The organism is Nocardia sp. NPDC060255 (genome assembly GCF_042727395.1).
Lineage (GTDB): Bacteria > Actinomycetota > Actinomycetes > Mycobacteriales > Mycobacteriaceae > Nocardia.
The window spans coordinates 54,978-71,296 of the sequence record NZ_JBHXAU010000026.1 but is presented as its reverse complement, the minus strand read 5'-3'; the positions used below and the strand labels follow the sequence as shown (position 1 = coordinate 71,296).

The following is a 16,319-nucleotide window of genomic DNA, read 5'->3' as shown; positions in this document are numbered from 1 at the left end:
CTCACGCACTGTCGGCGGGCTGCGCGGTGGGCGGAACGCCGGTGTCCAGGAAGCGGATCAGGCGATCGATGCGCGCGGTGTGCTCGACGCAGCGTTCCAGGTGGTTGGCGAGCAGCGCGATGGTGATGGCGTCGGCGGTCGGCTGCGGCGACGCGGGGGCGGCGAGGGCCGAATGTAGTTGCTTGTGCAAGAGTTCCATCGCGTGCAGGCCGGGATCGTGTTCGGCGGGCGGCTCCTGATGGCCGGTGGCGACGGCTTCGCCGGTGAGCGCGGTCCTGGTCGCGGCGAGCCTGCCCATCTCGGCGAGAATCTCGAGAATCGGTTGCGGCGCAACATGTCCCGGATGACTCTGATACACCTGATCGGCGACCTGACTGACCAGGCCGCCGATTCGGGACAACTCGGTGGCGATCTGGATGGCGGTGACCACGTGCCGCAGATCGCGGGCGACCGGCGCCTGCAACGCGAGCAGCACCACCGTCCGTGCCTCGCATGCGCCGTACATTTTCTGTAGTTGCTCATCGAGGGCGAACACCTCGTAGGTGGCGGTGAGATCGGCGCCGACGAGTGCGTCGGTCGCCCGCTCGGCCGCATCGTGGGTGAGCCGGCACATCAGCGTCAAATCATTGGTCAACGCGACGAGCTCGCGGGTGAACTGGGTGCGCACGCGCAAATTCTCGCCCATCTCCGCGCGGCCGGGCACATTAATCCCCGCTTGAACATGAATTGACAGTGCAGATGATGCGAAGTGGGCACTATGTGGTCGAAAATGGGAAGGGCACTTGACCGCGGCTGACAGGATTGTGGTGTGAAGCGCGATGTCTCAGCCCAGCTGGAAGTGGCGATCACCGCGCCGACCACGCTCGAATTCCAGATCGCCGTCGCACGGCAGACAAATCTGGATCTGAACGAATCGCTGATGTTCGAGCTCGACGGCTGGGCCGTCGCGCCGTGGGAGATCCTCGGCCCGCACGGCACCCGTATTCACAAATTCTCCGTCGGCCCAGGCACTTTGCGCGCGCACTACACCGCGACCGTGCTCGGCACCGCGCTACCGGAGCCGAGCTCCGACTACGACCGCGCGCTGTATCTGCGGCCGAGCCGGTTCGCCGAGTCGGACAAGCTGCTCGGCTTCGCCGCCACCGAATTCGGTTCCGGCACACCGGATGCCCAGCTCGCGGTCGAGGTGTCGCAGTGGGTCGGGCGCCGGATCCGCTACGTCGCGGGCAGCAGCGACCCCATCGACGGTGCGGTGGAGACGCTGCTGTCCGGTGCCGGGGTGTGCCGCGACTTCGCGCATCTGGTCGTGGCACTGCTGCGCGCGGTGAAGGTGCCCGCGCGGGTGGTGTCGGTGTACGCGCCGGGCTGTTCGCCGATGGACTTCCACGCGGTCGCCGAGGCCTACGTCGACGGCGCCTGGCGGGCCCTCGACGCCACCGGACTGGCCCCGCGTTCGACGCTGGTCCGGATCGCCACCGGGCGCGACGCCTCCGATGTCGCGTTCCTGGACAACCACGGCGGCGAGATCACCGTGAACAGTCTGCAGGTCACCGCCCTGGTCGACGGCTATCTGCCGTTCGACGACAACGTCACCCCGACGTCGATCTGGTGACCACGATCAGGAGATGTTCTTCAGGAACGACACCGCATTAGCGCTGCCCGCCACCACCACGTCGAGCTTGCCGTCACCGTCGAAGTCGGCGATGACGGGCGTCTGCGGCTGCGAGGTGACGCCGAAATCGCCGGTCTTGCCGACGGTTGCGCCGTTGCCGGTGAAGATCACGATCCGGGAGTTCAGCACCGCCGACATCGCGGCGTCGAGCTTGCCGTCCTTGTTGAAGTCGGCCGCCGCGATGCTGGTGGGGCCGAGGCCGGACACGTTCACCCGGTCGGTCTTCTTGAAGCCGCCGTTCCCGTCGGACAGCAGCAGCGTGGTGCTGAAGGAGAACGAATCGGCGGTGATCACGTCGTCGATGCCGTCGCCGTCGAAGTCGCCCGCGCGCACGTCCTCGGTGATCAGGCCGGACGTGCTCGCGCCGCGCCGGGTGAAGCTGCCGTCCCCGTTGCCGGTGAAGACGTGCACCTGCTGCAGCGCGTCGTTGTTCACCGCGATATCGATCTTGTTGTCCGAGTTGAACTTTCCGACGGTGAACGCGGCGGCGACCCCGGGGATCAGGCTGGTCGGCCCGGCGTCCAGGGTGCCGTCACCCTTGCCGAGCCAGGTCTGCACGCCCGCGGGCGCCAGGCTGAGCACGTCGGCCTTGCCGTCGCCATTGGCGTCGGCGACGATCACTTCCTGTTGCGCGCCTTCGAGAGTCGTGTACTTCTCGGCCGGGCGGAAGCTGCCGTCGCCGTTGTTCAGGAACGTCGCGATCGTTGTCCACGCCTGCGCGACGACATCGGGCTTGCCGTCGCCGTTCAGATCGCCGACGCCGATCGCGCCGAAACCGATGCCGACATCGCCCACCCGAGTGCCGGTGTTGAATCGGCCATCGCCCTTGCCGGTCATCAGAATCGGCCCCGCCCCTTGGAAATCGGCCGCGACGACGTCGGCCTTACCGTCGCCGTTGAAGTCGGCGGTGACGGTGCCGATCGGGGATGGGCCCGGCCCCCAGGACGGAAACTGGCCGCCGGACGGCGAATCCACCTTCGGCGCGAAAGAGATCGCCCCCGCGGCGTGCGCGGGGGCGGGAGCGATCAGGCCGGTGCCGATCAGGGACAGTGCCGCGGCGGCGACGGCGAGAGCTAGGCCGCGCGAATGCAAGGATGAAGCGTCCATGAAATGTCCTGGTGTGCGGAGAGTTATTACAGGGCACGGACTTTATGACCTACATCACATAGGGGCGACGGTAATCCTGCCAATTCGTCGGATTGCCTACCGGGCCGGTAATCCGGTGTGGCATTGCGCCAAAAGCACTTTCGTCACTGTGTCGCACATTCACGCACGCCGCGCGGCACTGTGCCCATATCGCGCCCCAGTGCTACCGTCGCCGCATGCCGAGCAAGCGCGATCTTCAGCATCGAGTGGTGACGACTTTGCAGCGTCGCGTCGTCAATCCGTTGCAGCGCAAGCTGCCCGCCCAGCAGCTGCTGGAAACCGTCGGCCGGGTGAGCGGGCAACCGCGCATCACCCCGATCGGCGGCCGCAAAGTCGACAATGCCTTCTGGCTGGTCTCCGAGTTCGGCGAGCGCTCGCAGTACATCCGAAACATCAAGGCGAACAACCGCGTTCGCGTACGACTGCACGGTCAGTGGTACACCGGCACCGCGCAGCTGCTACCCGAGGACGACGTGCGCGCCCGGCTGCGTGCGTTGCCGCGCGGCAACAGCGCGGTGGTCCAGCTGGTCGGCACCGACCTGCTCACCGTCCGGATCGATCTGGACACCTAACTGCCGGTTAGTCCTTGGCGCACTTCGACCAGAATTCGAAGGGGCCGGGGACATTCCAGTCGCCCTGCGCCTTGGCCACCGCCTTGTCCTGTGCCTCGTTGATGGTGGTGCCCCAGGCGGAGGCCCAGCCGCCGCCCCGGCCGAAGGCGAACGCGACGCAGGCGTCTCTCGACCAGATGGGTTCCTGGCAGGAGGCGCCGCACGCGGACTGCGCCTGGCCGACCGCGGCGTCCTGGCCGAGTGAGCTTCTGGCCCAATGCACTTCGTTGGTCTTGTCGTTGTAGGCGGCCGCGATCCACACGGTCGCGGCGGCTTTCGTCGTCGGCGCCGTGGTCGGCGGTGCGGTGGTCAGCGGGGGCAGCTTGGCGCTCGGCCGCGTGGTCGGCGCACCGGATGTACTGGTGGAGACGGTGAAGCTGGTGGTCGTCTCACTCGCGTCGATCCGGTTGTGCTTGACCGTGCTCTTCCACACCTTCAGCCCGATGATCCCGGCGATCACGACCACGGTGAGCAGGATCGAACCGATTACGGCGAGCACCTTTCCACCGCCGCCACCCGAGCCGGATCCGTTGGGCCCGTGCTGCGGTGGAAATCCCTGGCCGGGCGGCCCCGGCGGGAAACCACCCTGCTGCGGCGGATACTGCTGCGGCGCTTGCTGATACGGCATCTGCTGATACTGCGGAGCCTGCTGGTACTGCGGATTCGGCGCGTACGGCTGCGGCGGCGGAGTGTAGGGCTGCCCCTGCTGATAGCCCGGATCCGGCTGGCTCAGCGGGTTCAGCAGCGTCGGATCCGACGGTGGCACGTAGCCCGGGCCGGGTTGGCTCAGCGGATTGAGCAGCGTCGGATCCGAGGGCGGCACATAGGCCGGACCCTGCTGGCCCATCGGATTGAGCAGCGTCGGATCCGTGCGTTGGGGAGTCTGCTGACCACCCTCCTGCGCGTCCGGTCGCGCGTATGGATCGTAAGGCTGCCCGGGATACTGGCCGGGTGGGTATGACATGCGCCCCCGCTGCTGTTCGTCTTGATCAAGGCCGAGCCAGGGTATCGGCTCCACGGCCAGTTATCTGCCCCTGTCAGTGGGGGCACCGGCGCAGCGCCGGAAAGCGCCGGGCGACGCGTAGTTTCGTAGCTGCGGACAACGCACATATCGACTGGAGGGTGTATGACGATCGAGATTCCCGAGAAGGTGCGGGACCTGCTGGTGCGACCCATCTACGCGAGCCTCGGCACGACGAGGCCGGACGGCGCGCCGCAGGTGAACCCGATGTGGTTCGTGTGGGACGGCGAGTTCATCTGGTTCACCCACACCAACTTCCGGCAGAAGTTCAAGAACCTCGAGCACGAGCCGCGCGTGTCGATCTCGATCTACGACCCGGAGAATCCGTACCGCTACATCGAGGTCCGCGGCGTGGTCGATCACATCGATGACGACAAGGAGGGCGAGCTCTACTCCAGCCTGTCCGAGCGCTACGGCAACGGCCCGAAGGTGCCGCCGGACGCGAAGGACCGGGTGGCGATCGCGATCCGGCCCACCGGCCTCACCGGGTACGCGCTGAACCACGACTGACCCGATAAACCGGGCAAATCGCCCTGCGGCACCGCTCTGACCAGTATGCGGAGGGTTAGCTGCAACGATGGATCTCATGATCCGTGTGTTGACCGACCGCTGGACCGTGTTCATCCCTATCCTCGCCGCCCTCGCGCTGGCCGCCACTTGGGGGCGAAGCCTGTCCGGGGTGGCCGTCGTGGTGGTGGCCGCGGCGCTGATCGGCGCGGTGCTCGCGGCGGTCTATCACGCGGAGGTGGTCGCGCACCGGGTCGGCGAGCCGTTCGGGTCGCTGCTGCTCGCGGTCGCGGTGACCGTCATCGAGGTGGCGCTCATCGTCACGCTGATGATCTCCGGCGGCGACAAGGCGGCCTCGCTGGCCCGCGACACCGTCTTCGCCGCGGTGATGATCACCTGCAACGGCATCTTCGGCCTCTCCCTGCTGGTCGGCGCGCTGCGCAGGCGGGTCGCGGTGTTCAACGCCGAGGGCACCGGCGCGGCGCTGGCCACGGTCGCGACCCTGGCCACGCTCAGCCTGGTGCTGCCGACCTTCACCACCAGTCAGTCGGGGCCGGAGTTCTCCGCCGGGCAACTGGCCTTCGCCGCAGTGGCCTCGCTCGCGCTGTACGGGCTGTTCGTGATGGTCCAGACGGTGCGTCATCCGGACGACTTCCTGCCCGTCGAGGGCGACGGCGTGGTTACCGACGACGAGCACAGCACGTCGCCCACCGCGAAAGCCGCACTGCTCAGCCTCGCGATGCTGTTCGTCGCGCTGGTTTGTGTGGTCGGGCTGGCCAAGGTGGTCTCGCCGTCCATCGAGTCGGCCGTCGCCGATGCCGGGCTGCCGCCGTCCGCAGTCGGGGTGGTGATCGCGTTGCTGGTGCTGCTGCCGGAGACCCTCGCCGCGGTGCGTGCGGCGCGTCGCGATCAGGTGCAGATCAGTCTCAATCTCGCGCTCGGCTCGGCCATGGCGAGCATCGGCCTGACCATCCCGGCGATCGCCGTCGCCACCATTTGGCTGGACGGTCCGCTGGAACTCGGGCTCGGCGCAACGCAAATGGTGTTGCTCGCGCTCACGATCGTGGTCGGTGTGCTGACGGTCGTGCCCGGCCGCGCGACGCTTTTACAGGGCGGGGTGCATTTGGCGCTTTTCTCCGCTTTTGTCTTCCTCGCGGCCAGTCCATAGGGAGCGTGACTCAGCTCACGGATAAGAAACCGAATTCGCGATCGAGTGACCGGGGTCACGTATTTTGATATGCCGACTGTTGTCCCATCGTGCACCGCCTCGTCGCGATATCGCGTCTACCTTGTCCTTTTTGCTGATTTAGCCCGCACCGTAATCACACCGCGATCTTGCTAAGAGTTAACCAGATTGCGTGATACGCATCATATTGCTTAGCAAAATGCGCTGATAACTTGTTGCAGAACGGCGAACTGCTTCCATTTGGAGAGGTTTGACCAGCGCTTTTGGCTGATCAGCGGCCAATAAAGAGGAGGCGATGATCACACCGTGATCAGCTTTACTGTGACCGATCGTCACCGATAGCTTCTTGGTGGCAGTGACGCCCATCATGGAGAGAGCAATTGTGAAACCTGAGACACACCGGCTTGGCCGGGGCCACGCGTGGCGCCTGTGACCCGGGCTCGCTCGAGCGCCTCTGCCGTTCGTATCGTCCGCAGGAACTTCTCCGACACGGTCGTCTCGTCTTTGCGGACGTTCGGTCGCGCCGTCGATATCGCGCGGGAATCGGTGACCGGCACGGTCACCGGGATCGTGCGCGGCCAATTCCAGTGGCGCGAGGCGACCACCCAGGCCTGGCGCTTGGTGACCGTCACGGCGATCCCCGCGATCCTCATCGCGATCCCGTTCGGCGTCATCGTCTCGATTCAGGTCGGCAACCTCATTCACACCCTCGGCGCCGACTCACTGCTCGGCGCGACCGGCGGCCTCGGCGTGATCAAACAGGGCGCGCCGCTGGCCACCGGCTTCCTGCTCGGCGGCGCGGGCGCCGCGGCCATCGCCGCCGATCTCGGCGCGCGCACCATCCGCGAGGAGATCGACGCGCTCAACACCATGGGCATCAGTCCGATTCCGCGCCTGGTGATTCCGCGGCTGGTCGCGATGATCGTCGTCGCGCCGCTGCTGAACATCCTCATCATCTTCGTCGGCATCGTCGCGGGTTACGCGGTCGCGGTCGGCGGCCAGAACGTCACCCCCGGCAGCTACTGGGCCACCTTCGGCTCCTTCACCACCGTCGCCGACGTGTGGGTGTCACTGCTCAAGGCGGCCCTGTTCGGCTTCCTGGTGGTGGTCATCGCCTGCCAGCGCGGGCTGGAGGCCAAGGGCGGACCGCGCGGGGTCGCCGACGCGGTGAACGCCGCCGTGGTGTTGTCGGTGGTGTCGATCGCGATCGTCAACCTCGGCGTCACCCAGGTGGTCGAGATGTTCCTGCCGACCAGGCTGGTCTGACATGGCATCAACCTATGTGCCCAAGGGCTTGGGCTGGATGTACCGCCGCCGCGGCCTGGTCTTCGCGCGCTTCGAGTCGCTCGGCTTCGTACTGGCCTTCGTCTGGCAGGTGCTGTCGTCGATCCCGTCGACGCTCAAGCACTATCGCGACGAGACGTTGCGCATCATCTCCGACATGACCTGGGGCCGCGGCTCGGTCATCGTCGGCGGCGGCACGGTGCCGATGATGATCGTGCTCGGCCTGGTGATGGGCGCGTCCGTCGCCGTGGAATCGTTCACCATGCTGAACATGCTCGGCATGGGCCCGGTCACCGGCATCGTCTCCGCCTACGCCACCACCCGCGAGCTCGCGCCGATCGCCGCGGCCATCGGCTTCGCCGCGCAGGCCGGCTGCCGGATCACCGCCGAGATCGGCTCCATGCGCATCTCCGAGGAGATCGACGCGCTCGAGGCGATGGGCCTGCGCTCGGTGCCGTTCGTGGTGACCACCCGGGTGATCGCCGGCGCGATCTCGATCGTGCCGACCTTCCTGATCGGGCTGATCCTGGCGTACCTGTCCTGCCGCGGGCTGATCACGCTGGTGCACGGCCAATCCGGCGGCGTGTACGACCACTACTTCTTCCAGTTCGTGTCCGGGTTCGACGTGGTCGCCGCGGTGATCAAGGTGGCCATCTTCGCCACCGTCGTCATCCTCATCCACAGCTACTACGGCTTCTTCGCCACCGGCGGGCCCGAGGGCGTCGGCATTGCCTCCGGCCGCGCGGTGCGCGCCTCATCGGTGGCGATCGTGGCCATCGACATGGTCCTCACCATCGTGCTGTGGGGCTTCAACGCGACGATCAGCTTTACGGGGTAACGGCGATGCCGAAGTACGGAATGCCCGGAGTGGCCATCGACAAGCACCAGACCCGGCTGGTCGGCGTGATCGCGGTCGGCGTGATCATCGCCGTGCTGGCGGTCACCGTGCTGTATCGGGAGTTGCGCTCCGACAACGGTTTACAGATCACCCTGCACACCGAGCAGATCGGCGACGGCGTGCTGGCCGGCACGCCGGTGCGGATGGACGGCGTGCAGGTGGGCACGGTGGCCGCGATCGCACCGGACGAGCAGGGCACGCAGCGAATCACCCTGCGGCTGAACCCTTCTCAACTACACGGCCTCGACGACAGCATGCGGGTCGACTACGCGCCCGCCAACCTCTTCGGCATCAGCGAGATCGGCCTGCGCCGCGGCTCCGGCGGGTCCGCGCTGCGCGACGACAGCGTGATCGACCTGACCGGCAGCCACACCGACGCGGTGTTCGACGCCACCATGGGCAGCATGCTGCGCAGCCTGTCGCAGACCGGCGACTCGGTGCTCACCCCGCAGATGGCCACGGTGATCACCCAGGTCTCGCACAACATGAAGGCGTTCACCCCGCTCGCGCAGTCGATCATCCAGGTGGCCCAGATCGTGACCGACAACCAGCGGATGCCGCCCTCGGAGCTGGCCGGCCGGCTCGGACCCGCGTTCTACGGCGCCGGTGATTTCTCGGGCGCCAACGAGTTGATGGTGTACATCCTGCGCAACAACCCACGGCTGCAAAGCAATCGGGATGCCTTCGACGCGGGCGTGCGGATGCACACCGACCGGCTGCTGCCGGATATCGCGGGTCTCGGCGGGACGCTCGGCGGCAGCCTCGCCGGCCTCACCGACATGCTCGCCCCGGTGCTGCAGTTGCTCGCGCAGATGGTGCCGCAGCCGCGCCAATCGGGCGCCGACCTCACCGAACTGCTGCGCCGCCTGCGCGCGTCGATGCCCGACACCCCGAATGGTCCGGTGCTGAACGCCGAGATCGACGTTAGCGGGATGCCCGTGCTGGCACCGCTGCTGGGTGGTGCTCGATGAACGTGCGTTCTTCCGGCTGGCGGCTCGCCCTGTTCGCGGCGGTGATGATCGGGGTGCTGTTCATCGTCTGCACGGCGATCAAGCGGCCGGTCGCGGGTCCGACCGAACAGCACGCCGCGCTGTTCACCGATGCCAACGGCCTGAAGGTCGGCGACGACGTGCGCATGTACGGCGTGCAGGTCGGCAAGGTCGACAGCCTGTCCCTCGACGGCACGCAAGCCCGAGTCCAGTTGTCGCTCAAGACCGATGCGCCGATCTACGACAACTCGAAACTGGCCATCCGCTATCAGAACCTCACCGGACAACGCTATGTCGACCTGCAGCAACAGCCGCAGCCAGGCAAGCGCATTCCAGGCGGCGCGACCATCGGTGCCGACCACACGGTGCCCTCGTTCGACGTGACCAGCATGTTCAACGGCCTGAAGCCGGTGCTGGCCACCATCTCGCCCGAGGAGATCAACCAGTTCAGCGCGAGCATGGTCGCGCTGATCGAGGGCGACGGCAACGGGATCGGGCCCGCACTCGAAGCCATCGACAAGCTCGCGGCGCACGTCAAGGACCGCCAGACGGTGATCGACAAGGTGCTGCAGAATCTGTCCGATCTGCACGAGACGGCAGGCGGGAAGATCCACTACATGGTGCCGATTCTGGCCCGGCTGGCCGACGTCATCTCCGGTCTGCAGACCAATATGACCGGGCTGGCGCAGTTCGCGGCGGCCGCGCCCTCGGTGCTCGGGCCGCTGAACAACCTGTTCGACGCGCTCGGTCTGCAGAGCCCGGACGACGTCGACGCGTTGATCCACCAGATCTTCCCCGATCCCGCGCAGGCCCTCGAGGTGTTCGACAGGCTGCCGGGGCTGCTGGCCGGGTTCGACGCGGCCATTCCCAAGTCGGGCGCGACGGGCTGGAAACCGCAGTGCACCAAGGGACAAGCCGATGTGCCGCAGGTCTTCGGCGTGCTGATCGCAGGACAGCAGGTGGCGGTATGCGCTGGTTGAGCAAGATCTTCGGTGATCGCCGGGTAGTCGGTGAGGCGGACAAGAAGCGGCGCGAGATCCGGCTGGGCCTGGTCGGTGTGCTGCTGGTGGCGATCCTGGCCATCGGAGTCGGCGTGCTGTACGTCGTCCCGTTCGGCAAGAAGACCTACACGGCCGAGCTGTCCGAGGCGCAGTCGGTGAAGTCCGGTGACGATATCCGCGTCGCGGGGATCAGCGTCGGCACGGTCAAATCGCTGGAGCTGAAACCGGATCGGGTGCTGATGCGCTTCACCGTCGACTCCAACGTGTTCGTCGGCGACCAGTCCACCCTTGACGTGCGCATGCTCACCATCGTCGGCGGCAACTATGTCGCGCTGTTCCCGTCGGGGACGAACCCGTTGGGCGGCAAGCACATTCCGACCGACCGGGTCCGGCTGCCGTACAGCCTGGTGCAGACCTTCCAGGACGCGGCCGAGCCGCTGCGCAAGATCGACGGAGATACCTTGCGGCGCAACCTCGCCGCGCTCGGCACCTCCGTCGCGCAGGCGCCCGACACGCTGCGCACCACCCTCGACAGCCTCAACAGCTTCGTCGACGACCTCAATCGCCAGCACGTGATGATCTCCAAGGCGATCGCCAACGCCGACGAGTACACCACCATGTACGACGGCGCCAAGGGCTCGCTCGGCAGGCTGGTGCAGGCCACCAACCTGCTCGAAGACCTGGTGCTCAGCAAACGCGCCGAGCTGGCCGAGGGCATTCGGCTGTTGAAGCAGGTCATCAGCAAGGCCGCGGCGATCGCACCGACCTACGCGGAGGCGAAGCCGAAGCTGCAGCCGCTCTTCGACGCGCTGCCGCGGATGGAGGAACTGCTGAATCGGCTGGATCCGGTGGTCGGCTCGGTGCAGGACATCCAGCAGAAGGTGTCGGCCATGGCGATACCGGACGGCGGCGTGACGGTCGATCAGTCCGGTCAGACCATCACCGCGCCCGCCGACGCGATCACGCGGGTGTGCGTGCCGCTACCGGGGAAGGATTGCTGATGCTGCACAAGGTCCTCGGCTCACGGGCGTTCATGTCGGTCTCGGGTGCCGCCGTCGCGGTGGTGCTGGTCGTCGTCGGTTACTTCATCGCCTTCGATCCGCTGAAGAAGACCGAGAGCTACTGCGCGATCATGCCGGACACCGTCGGCCTGTACGTCGGCAATCAGGTGACCATGCGCGGCATTCCGGTGGGGAAGGTGACTTCCATTGCCGCGCAGGGCAAATCGGTGAAGGTGGAATTCGCCGTCGAGACCGATGAGCCGGTGTACGCCGACGCGGGCGCCACCACGCTGGCCGACAGCATCGTCGCGGCCCGGCAGTTGGCCGTGGTGTCGAGCGGAAAGAACACCGCGCGCTGGAACTCGTCGCAGTGCATCACCAAGACGATCACGCCCAAGAGCGTCACCGAGACGCTGAACGCCGTCGCGAAGCTGTCGGCGGAGATCTCGGGCCCGGATTCCAAGACGCCCGACGCACTGGCCAACGGGTTGTCGCAATTGAACGCGGCTACCGCGGGCACCGGGCCGCAGATCAACGCGATCATCAATCAACTGAGCGGCGCGATGGTCTCGCCCGACGCCGATATCGCCCATCTGGTGGGCGTTTTCGACGCTTTCTCCTCGGTCGGTAAGAAGGTCGAAGAGCATTGGGGCGACATCGAATCGATGTTCACCCGCTTGACGCCGGTACTCGTCACGGCACGGGACGACCTGTTGCTGCCGGGTGCGGACGTGATCGATGGTCTCGCACAGCTGCTTCCGGTGCTCAACGATCTGACCACCGCCTTCGGCGGCCCGCTCGGCAAGGCCCTCGATTTCACGGTGCCGCTGGTGAAGTTCCTGCGCGCCAGGGTCGGCTCACTGGCCCAGGTCGTGTCGATGATGCCGGTGCTGACCGACGCGTTCCGCTCGGTGGGCAATGCCGGAATCGCTTACGCCCCACCGAAGGTCGCGATTCCGCAGCCGAATGCCGACCTGGTCTGCGCGGCCGCGAATGCCATCGCACCGGGGCGCTGCACCGCGGACGGCGGTCTGGTGAAGGTCGATATGGCGGCCCTGGTGTTCGGATCGGCAGGTGTGCGATGAAGTTCGATCGAGACGAAACGGGGCGGTGGCATATCGTATTTCAGCGGAGATGCGAGAGCCGTAGCGGCGGTGCGCGTTTCGTCGCCGGTCTGGCAGTGGTCATGGCGGCCGTGCTGCCCGCCGCCGGTTGCGCCTTCGACCCCTCCTCGGTTCCGGTGCCCGGCGCCGAGGTCTCCGGTGCCACCTACGACATTCGGATCCAGTTCGAGAACGTGCTGAATCTGCCTGCCCGCGCCAAGATCATGGCCAACGGCGCGCAGGTCGGCACGGTTTCCGATGTGTCGGTGGTGGATTCGGCCAAGGCCGGTGGTCGCGGCGGCTATGTCGTTGTCGACGCCCGCATCTCGAAGTCGGTCCGGCTACCGGCGGCCACCCGCGCCGAACTGCGGCAGAACACGGTGCTCGGCGATATCCATCTCGCGCTGATCACCCCGCCGAACGGCTTCGACAAGCTGCTGCCGGAGAACGGCACCATTCCGCTGTCGCAGACGAAACCGCCGGTGCAGCTGGAAGATACGATGGCCGCGCTGGCCACCTTCACCCAGGGCGGCGCGGTGCAGCAGGTGCAGGACACCATCGAACAGCTCAACGACGTACTGCCCAAGGATGTCGGCCGGACCGCGCAGATCGGCAAGACCATGTCCGACGACGCCGTCGATCTGGGCAACCACCTGGACAAGCTCGATTCGCTACTCGACGGCATCGACAACAATTCCAATGTCCTGCACGCGATTCGGCCGGAGCTCGCGCAACTGCTGACCCAGGAGTCGGTGGACCAGATGAACGGCATCGCGCCGTCCATCATCGGGGTGACCAAAATCTTCAACCAGCTCGGTCCGATCGGCACCGAGCTCGCCTGGCTCGGCCCGCTGCTGAAGAGCGCCGACGGCACGGTGCAGGCCTTCCTGCCGCTGCTCGCCTCGGCCCGGCCGCTGGATCTGAGCCGGCCGGGGAATCTGCCGACCTTGGTTTCGCTGATCCGCGACAAGATCATTCCGTTCGCCGAGCGCGGCCCGAAGGTGAACATCGTCGGCGTCAAGACCGACGGCGCGGCCGCGGTGCCCGTGCCGGACCAGACCGACCGAATCATCCAGACGCTACGCATGATCGGAGTCGTCCGATGAAGCTCGGGCACCTCGCCTCGCTGGGCGGCATCGCCGCCATCATCGTGCTCGGCGCGGGTTATCTGACCTTCGGGGTGGTGCGGGTCGATCCACTGGCCGACTACACCCACGCCAGCATGGTGCTCGCCAATTCCGGCGGGCTGGCCGTCGGCTCGCCGGTGCTGCTCACCGGCATCGAGGTGGGCCGGGTCAACTCGGTGACCAACAGTGTCGGCGGCGTCGAGGTCGGGATGAAGCTGGTCGCCGACCGCAGGGTGCCCACCGACAGCGTGGTCACCATCGAGCATCTGTCGGCGCTCGGCGAGCCGTACGTCGAGTTCCGGCCGAATTCCGATGGCGGACCCTATATTCGGGACGGTCAGCAGTTGAAGACCGCGAATGTGCGCACGCCGCTGTCGATTCCGGAGGTCGCCAGGCTGGCCACCGCGACGTTGAACCAGCTCGATCCGAAGGTGGTCGGCTCGCTGGTGAGCACGGCCGAGCAGTCCCTCGTCGGCACCGACGCCGCGATCCCCAACCTGGCCCGCTCGGGCGACCTGCTCGCCGCGGCCATCATGAGCCGCAACCCGCAGATCGTCTCGCTGCTCAACAGCTTGCAGAACACGGCGACCAATATGGATTGGGTCGGCCCGTCCTTCAGCGCCGCCGCACCCGAGTGGACCAAATTCGCTGAGGCAGTGAGCAATCTGGTCACCCACGTGGGCAGCATGGTCGACGGCGAGCCGATCGACAAGTACACCACCGGCAACGGGCTGGCCCCGTTCACCGAGAAGACCATCGCCGCGTTGCGCGAACTCCAACCGGAGCTGAGTTCGCTGGCACCGATCCTGCGCCCGTTGGTCGACGCAACCGTGTCGGTCGCGCCGCGCATCGATATCTCAGCCCTGATCGCCCAGGCCCTCGCCGACGTCGACGCCGATGGCGCCGTCAAGGTGCGGGTCGCTATCAAGTAGGAAAGGAGGCCGCGATGTCGAACGACGTTGTGACCGAACCGAAGCCGACAATCGACGAGGACGCCACCGCGGCCCCGCCCGCCAAGGCCGCGCGGACCGTGTCGATCCGCGTCTCGACCGTCGCGGTCGGTGCCGCGCTGGTGGCGCTGGGCGCCGCGACCGCGGTGTTCGCCGCGCTGTGGGTATCGGCGCGCGGCGAGGTGAGCGATCGCGACGCCGCGACCGCCGCCGACAAGCACGCCGAGCAGGTCGCCACCGACTACGCGGTCGGCGCCTCCAACATCAACTTCCAGGACGTCAACGCCTGGGTCGCCAAGCTCAAGACCAATACCACCCCGCAGCTGGCGGGCAAGTTCGACGCCACCGCGCCCAAGCTGCAGGACATCCTGGTCCCGCTGAAGTGGACCTCGACCTCGACCCCGATCACCGCCACGGTGATGAACACCGACAACGGGGTCTACAAGGTGAACGTCTTCCTCAACGTCACGTCGACCAGCGCGCAGACACCCGAGGGCGCGCAGACCACCGTCACCTACACGGTGAATGTGGATCCGGACAACGGCTGGAAGGTCGCCGACGTCGGCGGGGTCGCGGGCGCGCTGCCCAAGCAGTGACCGGTACCGCCAGCAAACGTGTTTACCGGTAGCTAATCCTGGTAAATGGCTTCTACCTGCATAAATGAAAATTGCATAAAGTGAGCATCGATCCAGCAACCTTCGGGTAGCGTGCCGTGAAGATCAACTTTCGTGCCGGTATTTCCCTGTCCATACAGTGAAGGCGGTTTCGATGGTGGCACCCGGCGGCAGTCACGAACCCGAAGGCGGCGCCGACAACCGTGGCCTGGTCGTCGCGGCGGTGATCGCGGCGGCGCTGGTGCTGGTGGTCGCGATCGGGCTGCTGCTCGGGTCGAGTGACGACTCGAAGGACGAGAAGTCGGCCGCGAAGACCAGCGCCGCGAGCCCGTCGTCCAGCGGCACCGCCGCCTCGGCGCCCCACCTGGTGAGCCCGGGGCCCGCGACGCCGGTCGCGCCGGTGCCACAGCCTGCCCGCAAGCTCGGTGACGACTGCTCGGCGGGCGGCATCCTCGCGCGCTGGGATCTGCGCGCTGGTCAATGGGCGTGCGTCCCGGCCGGGCAGGACGTGCACCGGATCGGCGACGACTGCTCGCACGACGGGATCGCCGCGCGGTGGGGCCGAGGCCCGGATGGACGCTCGGTCTGCCTTCCGCAAGCCGGGTTGGACGTGCACGCGGTCGGTGACGACTGTTCGCACGACGGGATCGTCGCTCAGTGGCTGCTGCCGCCGGATGGTCGTTGGGTTTGCCTGCCGCAAGAGCAGGGCGGTGGGCCGGCCGGGCTGCCCGCCAATCCACCGCCGCCCGCGAACCCGGGACCGCCGCCGAATCCGGGTGCACCGCCCCAGGTGGAACCGGTCCCGCCGCCTGCGAATCCAGGTCCGCCGCCTGCGAATTCGGGTCCGCCGCCTGCGAATCCAGGTCCGCCACCCGCGAATCCGGCTCCGCCGCCGATCATTCCCGGGCTGCCACCGTTCATTCCGGTGCCGCCACTCCCGAATCCGGGCCCGGCACCCGCCCCCAATTAGGCTCGTCGAAAATCGATCGACACGGCTGAGATGCTCGTTGTCGTGACTGTCGTGCCCGAATTCTTCGCAACCCGATTGGCCGACCAGGAGGGCGCACCGGCCCGAACCTGGCTCGACCAGCGCCGGCCTGGCCCGCGCCTGGACGCTGGTGCAGTGCGCCCGGAATTGGCTGTGGTTCGCCGAGGACGAAGACTGCGACGACCCCGGCTACCCATCCGTCCAGGAGATCGGACCGTGAG

Annotated in this window: 18 protein-coding genes; 14 read left to right on the top strand and 4 right to left on the bottom strand. The window is 67.0% G+C overall.

Translation table 11 applies throughout. From position 1 onward, the window contains the following. Position 1: 1 nt before the first annotated feature. Positions 2–667, bottom strand: coding sequence for a phosphate uptake regulator PhoU (locus tag ACFWF1_RS35260; protein WP_379289624.1), 666 nt, complete (start codon positions 665–667; stop codon positions 2–4). A 141-nt stretch (positions 668–808) separates the two neighbouring features. Between ACFWF1_RS35260 and ACFWF1_RS35255 the strand changes: the two genes are divergently transcribed. Then, positions 809–1,612: a transglutaminase family protein gene (locus tag ACFWF1_RS35255; RefSeq protein WP_379289626.1), complete on the top strand. Its 804-nt coding sequence runs from the start codon at positions 809–811 to the stop codon at positions 1,610–1,612. 6 nt (positions 1,613–1,618) lie between these two features. Here the strand turns inward: ACFWF1_RS35255 and ACFWF1_RS35250 are convergent, their stop codons facing one another. Further along, complete coding sequence (locus tag ACFWF1_RS35250; protein ID WP_379289627.1) at positions 1,619–2,779, bottom strand: FG-GAP repeat domain-containing protein; 1,161 nt, start codon at positions 2,777–2,779, stop codon at positions 1,619–1,621. A gap of 215 nt (positions 2,780–2,994) precedes the next feature. Here ACFWF1_RS35250 and ACFWF1_RS35245 point away from each other — a divergent pair, with 215 nt between their 5' ends. Beyond that, positions 2,995–3,390: a nitroreductase/quinone reductase family protein gene (locus ACFWF1_RS35245; protein ID WP_379289629.1), complete on the top strand. Its 396-nt coding sequence runs from the start codon at positions 2,995–2,997 to the stop codon at positions 3,388–3,390. A gap of 7 nt (positions 3,391–3,397) precedes the next feature. On the opposite strand, the gene ACFWF1_RS35240 is transcribed toward ACFWF1_RS35245, so the two are convergent. Continuing rightward, positions 3,398–4,393, bottom strand: a complete 996-nt coding sequence (locus tag ACFWF1_RS35240; RefSeq protein ID WP_379289630.1) for a DUF4189 domain-containing protein — start codon at positions 4,391–4,393, stop codon at positions 3,398–3,400. Between the two features lie 162 nt (positions 4,394–4,555). Here ACFWF1_RS35240 and ACFWF1_RS35235 point away from each other — a divergent pair, with 162 nt between their 5' ends. Together ACFWF1_RS35235 and ACFWF1_RS35230 are read left to right on the top strand one after the other, a co-directional pair. Continuing rightward, positions 4,556–4,960, top strand: coding sequence for a PPOX class F420-dependent oxidoreductase (locus ACFWF1_RS35235; protein WP_379289632.1), 405 nt, complete (start codon positions 4,556–4,558; stop codon positions 4,958–4,960). Between the two features lie 76 nt (positions 4,961–5,036). Beyond that, positions 5,037–6,125, top strand: coding sequence for a calcium:proton antiporter (locus ACFWF1_RS35230; RefSeq protein WP_379289634.1), 1,089 nt, complete (start codon positions 5,037–5,039; stop codon positions 6,123–6,125). 177 nt (positions 6,126–6,302) lie between these two features. On the opposite strand, the gene ACFWF1_RS35225 is transcribed toward ACFWF1_RS35230, so the two are convergent. After that, positions 6,303–6,512 (bottom strand): hypothetical protein, encoded by a 210-nt coding sequence (locus ACFWF1_RS35225; RefSeq protein ID WP_379289635.1) that lies wholly within the window; start codon positions 6,510–6,512, stop codon positions 6,303–6,305. Between the two features lie 51 nt (positions 6,513–6,563). Here ACFWF1_RS35225 and ACFWF1_RS35220 point away from each other — a divergent pair, with 51 nt between their 5' ends. The 10 genes from ACFWF1_RS35220 (at position 6,564) to ACFWF1_RS35175 (ending at position 16,080) form a co-directional block, all read left to right on the top strand. After that, positions 6,564–7,409, top strand: a complete 846-nt coding sequence (locus ACFWF1_RS35220) for an ABC transporter permease (protein WP_379289637.1) — start codon at positions 6,564–6,566, stop codon at positions 7,407–7,409. A gap of 1 nt (position 7,410) precedes the next feature. After that, positions 7,411–8,265, top strand: a complete 855-nt coding sequence (locus ACFWF1_RS35215) for an ABC transporter permease (RefSeq protein ID WP_379289639.1) — start codon at positions 7,411–7,413, stop codon at positions 8,263–8,265. After that, a complete protein-coding gene (locus tag ACFWF1_RS35210; RefSeq protein WP_379289641.1) occupies positions 8,229–9,296 on the top strand; it encodes an MlaD family protein in 1,068 nt (355 codons plus the stop codon). The genes ACFWF1_RS35215 and ACFWF1_RS35210 overlap by 37 nt, the downstream gene beginning before the upstream one ends. After that, the gene (locus tag ACFWF1_RS35205; protein WP_379289643.1) at positions 9,293–10,294 is read left to right on the top strand and encodes an MlaD family protein; all 1,002 of its coding nucleotides are present in this window, start codon (positions 9,293–9,295) and stop codon (positions 10,292–10,294) included. Before ACFWF1_RS35210 ends, ACFWF1_RS35205 begins: the two co-directional genes overlap by 4 nt. After that, complete coding sequence (locus ACFWF1_RS35200) at positions 10,282–11,316, top strand: MlaD family protein (RefSeq protein ID WP_379289644.1); 1,035 nt, start codon at positions 10,282–10,284, stop codon at positions 11,314–11,316. The genes ACFWF1_RS35205 and ACFWF1_RS35200 overlap by 13 nt, the downstream gene beginning before the upstream one ends. After that, positions 11,316–12,401, top strand: coding sequence for an MlaD family protein (locus ACFWF1_RS35195; RefSeq protein WP_379289646.1), 1,086 nt, complete (start codon positions 11,316–11,318; stop codon positions 12,399–12,401). Before ACFWF1_RS35200 ends, ACFWF1_RS35195 begins: the two co-directional genes overlap by 1 nt. Beyond that, on the top strand, positions 12,398–13,525 hold the full coding sequence (locus ACFWF1_RS35190; RefSeq protein ID WP_379289648.1) for an MlaD family protein: 1,128 nt from the start codon (positions 12,398–12,400) through the stop codon (positions 13,523–13,525). Before ACFWF1_RS35195 ends, ACFWF1_RS35190 begins: the two co-directional genes overlap by 4 nt. Continuing rightward, positions 13,522–14,478, top strand: a complete 957-nt coding sequence (locus tag ACFWF1_RS35185; protein ID WP_379289650.1) for an MlaD family protein — start codon at positions 13,522–13,524, stop codon at positions 14,476–14,478. Before ACFWF1_RS35190 ends, ACFWF1_RS35185 begins: the two co-directional genes overlap by 4 nt. Positions 14,479–14,492: 14 nt before the next feature. Continuing rightward, positions 14,493–15,092, top strand: coding sequence for a hypothetical protein (locus tag ACFWF1_RS35180; protein WP_379289652.1), 600 nt, complete (start codon positions 14,493–14,495; stop codon positions 15,090–15,092). A 172-nt stretch (positions 15,093–15,264) separates the two neighbouring features. Further along, on the top strand, positions 15,265–16,080 hold the full coding sequence (locus ACFWF1_RS35175; RefSeq protein WP_379289654.1) for a hypothetical protein: 816 nt from the start codon (positions 15,265–15,267) through the stop codon (positions 16,078–16,080). Positions 16,081–16,319 lie beyond the last annotated feature (239 nt).

Coding starts and splice junctions, on each gene's coding strand:
- ACFWF1_RS35215 (WP_379289639.1), top strand. CDS start 7,411: ATGGCATCAACCTATGTGCCCAAGGGCTTGGGCTGGATGTACCGCCGC.
- ACFWF1_RS35225 (WP_379289635.1), bottom strand. CDS start 6,512: ATGATGGGCGTCACTGCCACCAAGAAGCTATCGGTGACGATCGGTCAC.
- ACFWF1_RS35240 (WP_379289630.1), bottom strand. CDS start 4,393: ATGTCATACCCACCCGGCCAGTATCCCGGGCAGCCTTACGATCCATAC.
- ACFWF1_RS35195 (WP_379289646.1), top strand. CDS start 11,316: ATGCTGCACAAGGTCCTCGGCTCACGGGCGTTCATGTCGGTCTCGGGT.
- ACFWF1_RS35190 (WP_379289648.1), top strand. CDS start 12,398: ATGAAGTTCGATCGAGACGAAACGGGGCGGTGGCATATCGTATTTCAG.
- ACFWF1_RS35185 (WP_379289650.1), top strand. CDS start 13,522: ATGAAGCTCGGGCACCTCGCCTCGCTGGGCGGCATCGCCGCCATCATC.
- ACFWF1_RS35235 (WP_379289632.1), top strand. CDS start 4,556: ATGACGATCGAGATTCCCGAGAAGGTGCGGGACCTGCTGGTGCGACCC.
- ACFWF1_RS35250 (WP_379289627.1), bottom strand. CDS start 2,779: ATGGACGCTTCATCCTTGCATTCGCGCGGCCTAGCTCTCGCCGTCGCC.
- ACFWF1_RS35245 (WP_379289629.1), top strand. CDS start 2,995: ATGCCGAGCAAGCGCGATCTTCAGCATCGAGTGGTGACGACTTTGCAG.
- ACFWF1_RS35180 (WP_379289652.1), top strand. CDS start 14,493: ATGTCGAACGACGTTGTGACCGAACCGAAGCCGACAATCGACGAGGAC.
- ACFWF1_RS35205 (WP_379289643.1), top strand. CDS start 9,293: ATGAACGTGCGTTCTTCCGGCTGGCGGCTCGCCCTGTTCGCGGCGGTG.
- ACFWF1_RS35175 (WP_379289654.1), top strand. CDS start 15,265: ATGGTGGCACCCGGCGGCAGTCACGAACCCGAAGGCGGCGCCGACAAC.
- ACFWF1_RS35230 (WP_379289634.1), top strand. CDS start 5,037: ATGATCCGTGTGTTGACCGACCGCTGGACCGTGTTCATCCCTATCCTC.
- ACFWF1_RS35200 (WP_379289644.1), top strand. CDS start 10,282: ATGCGCTGGTTGAGCAAGATCTTCGGTGATCGCCGGGTAGTCGGTGAG.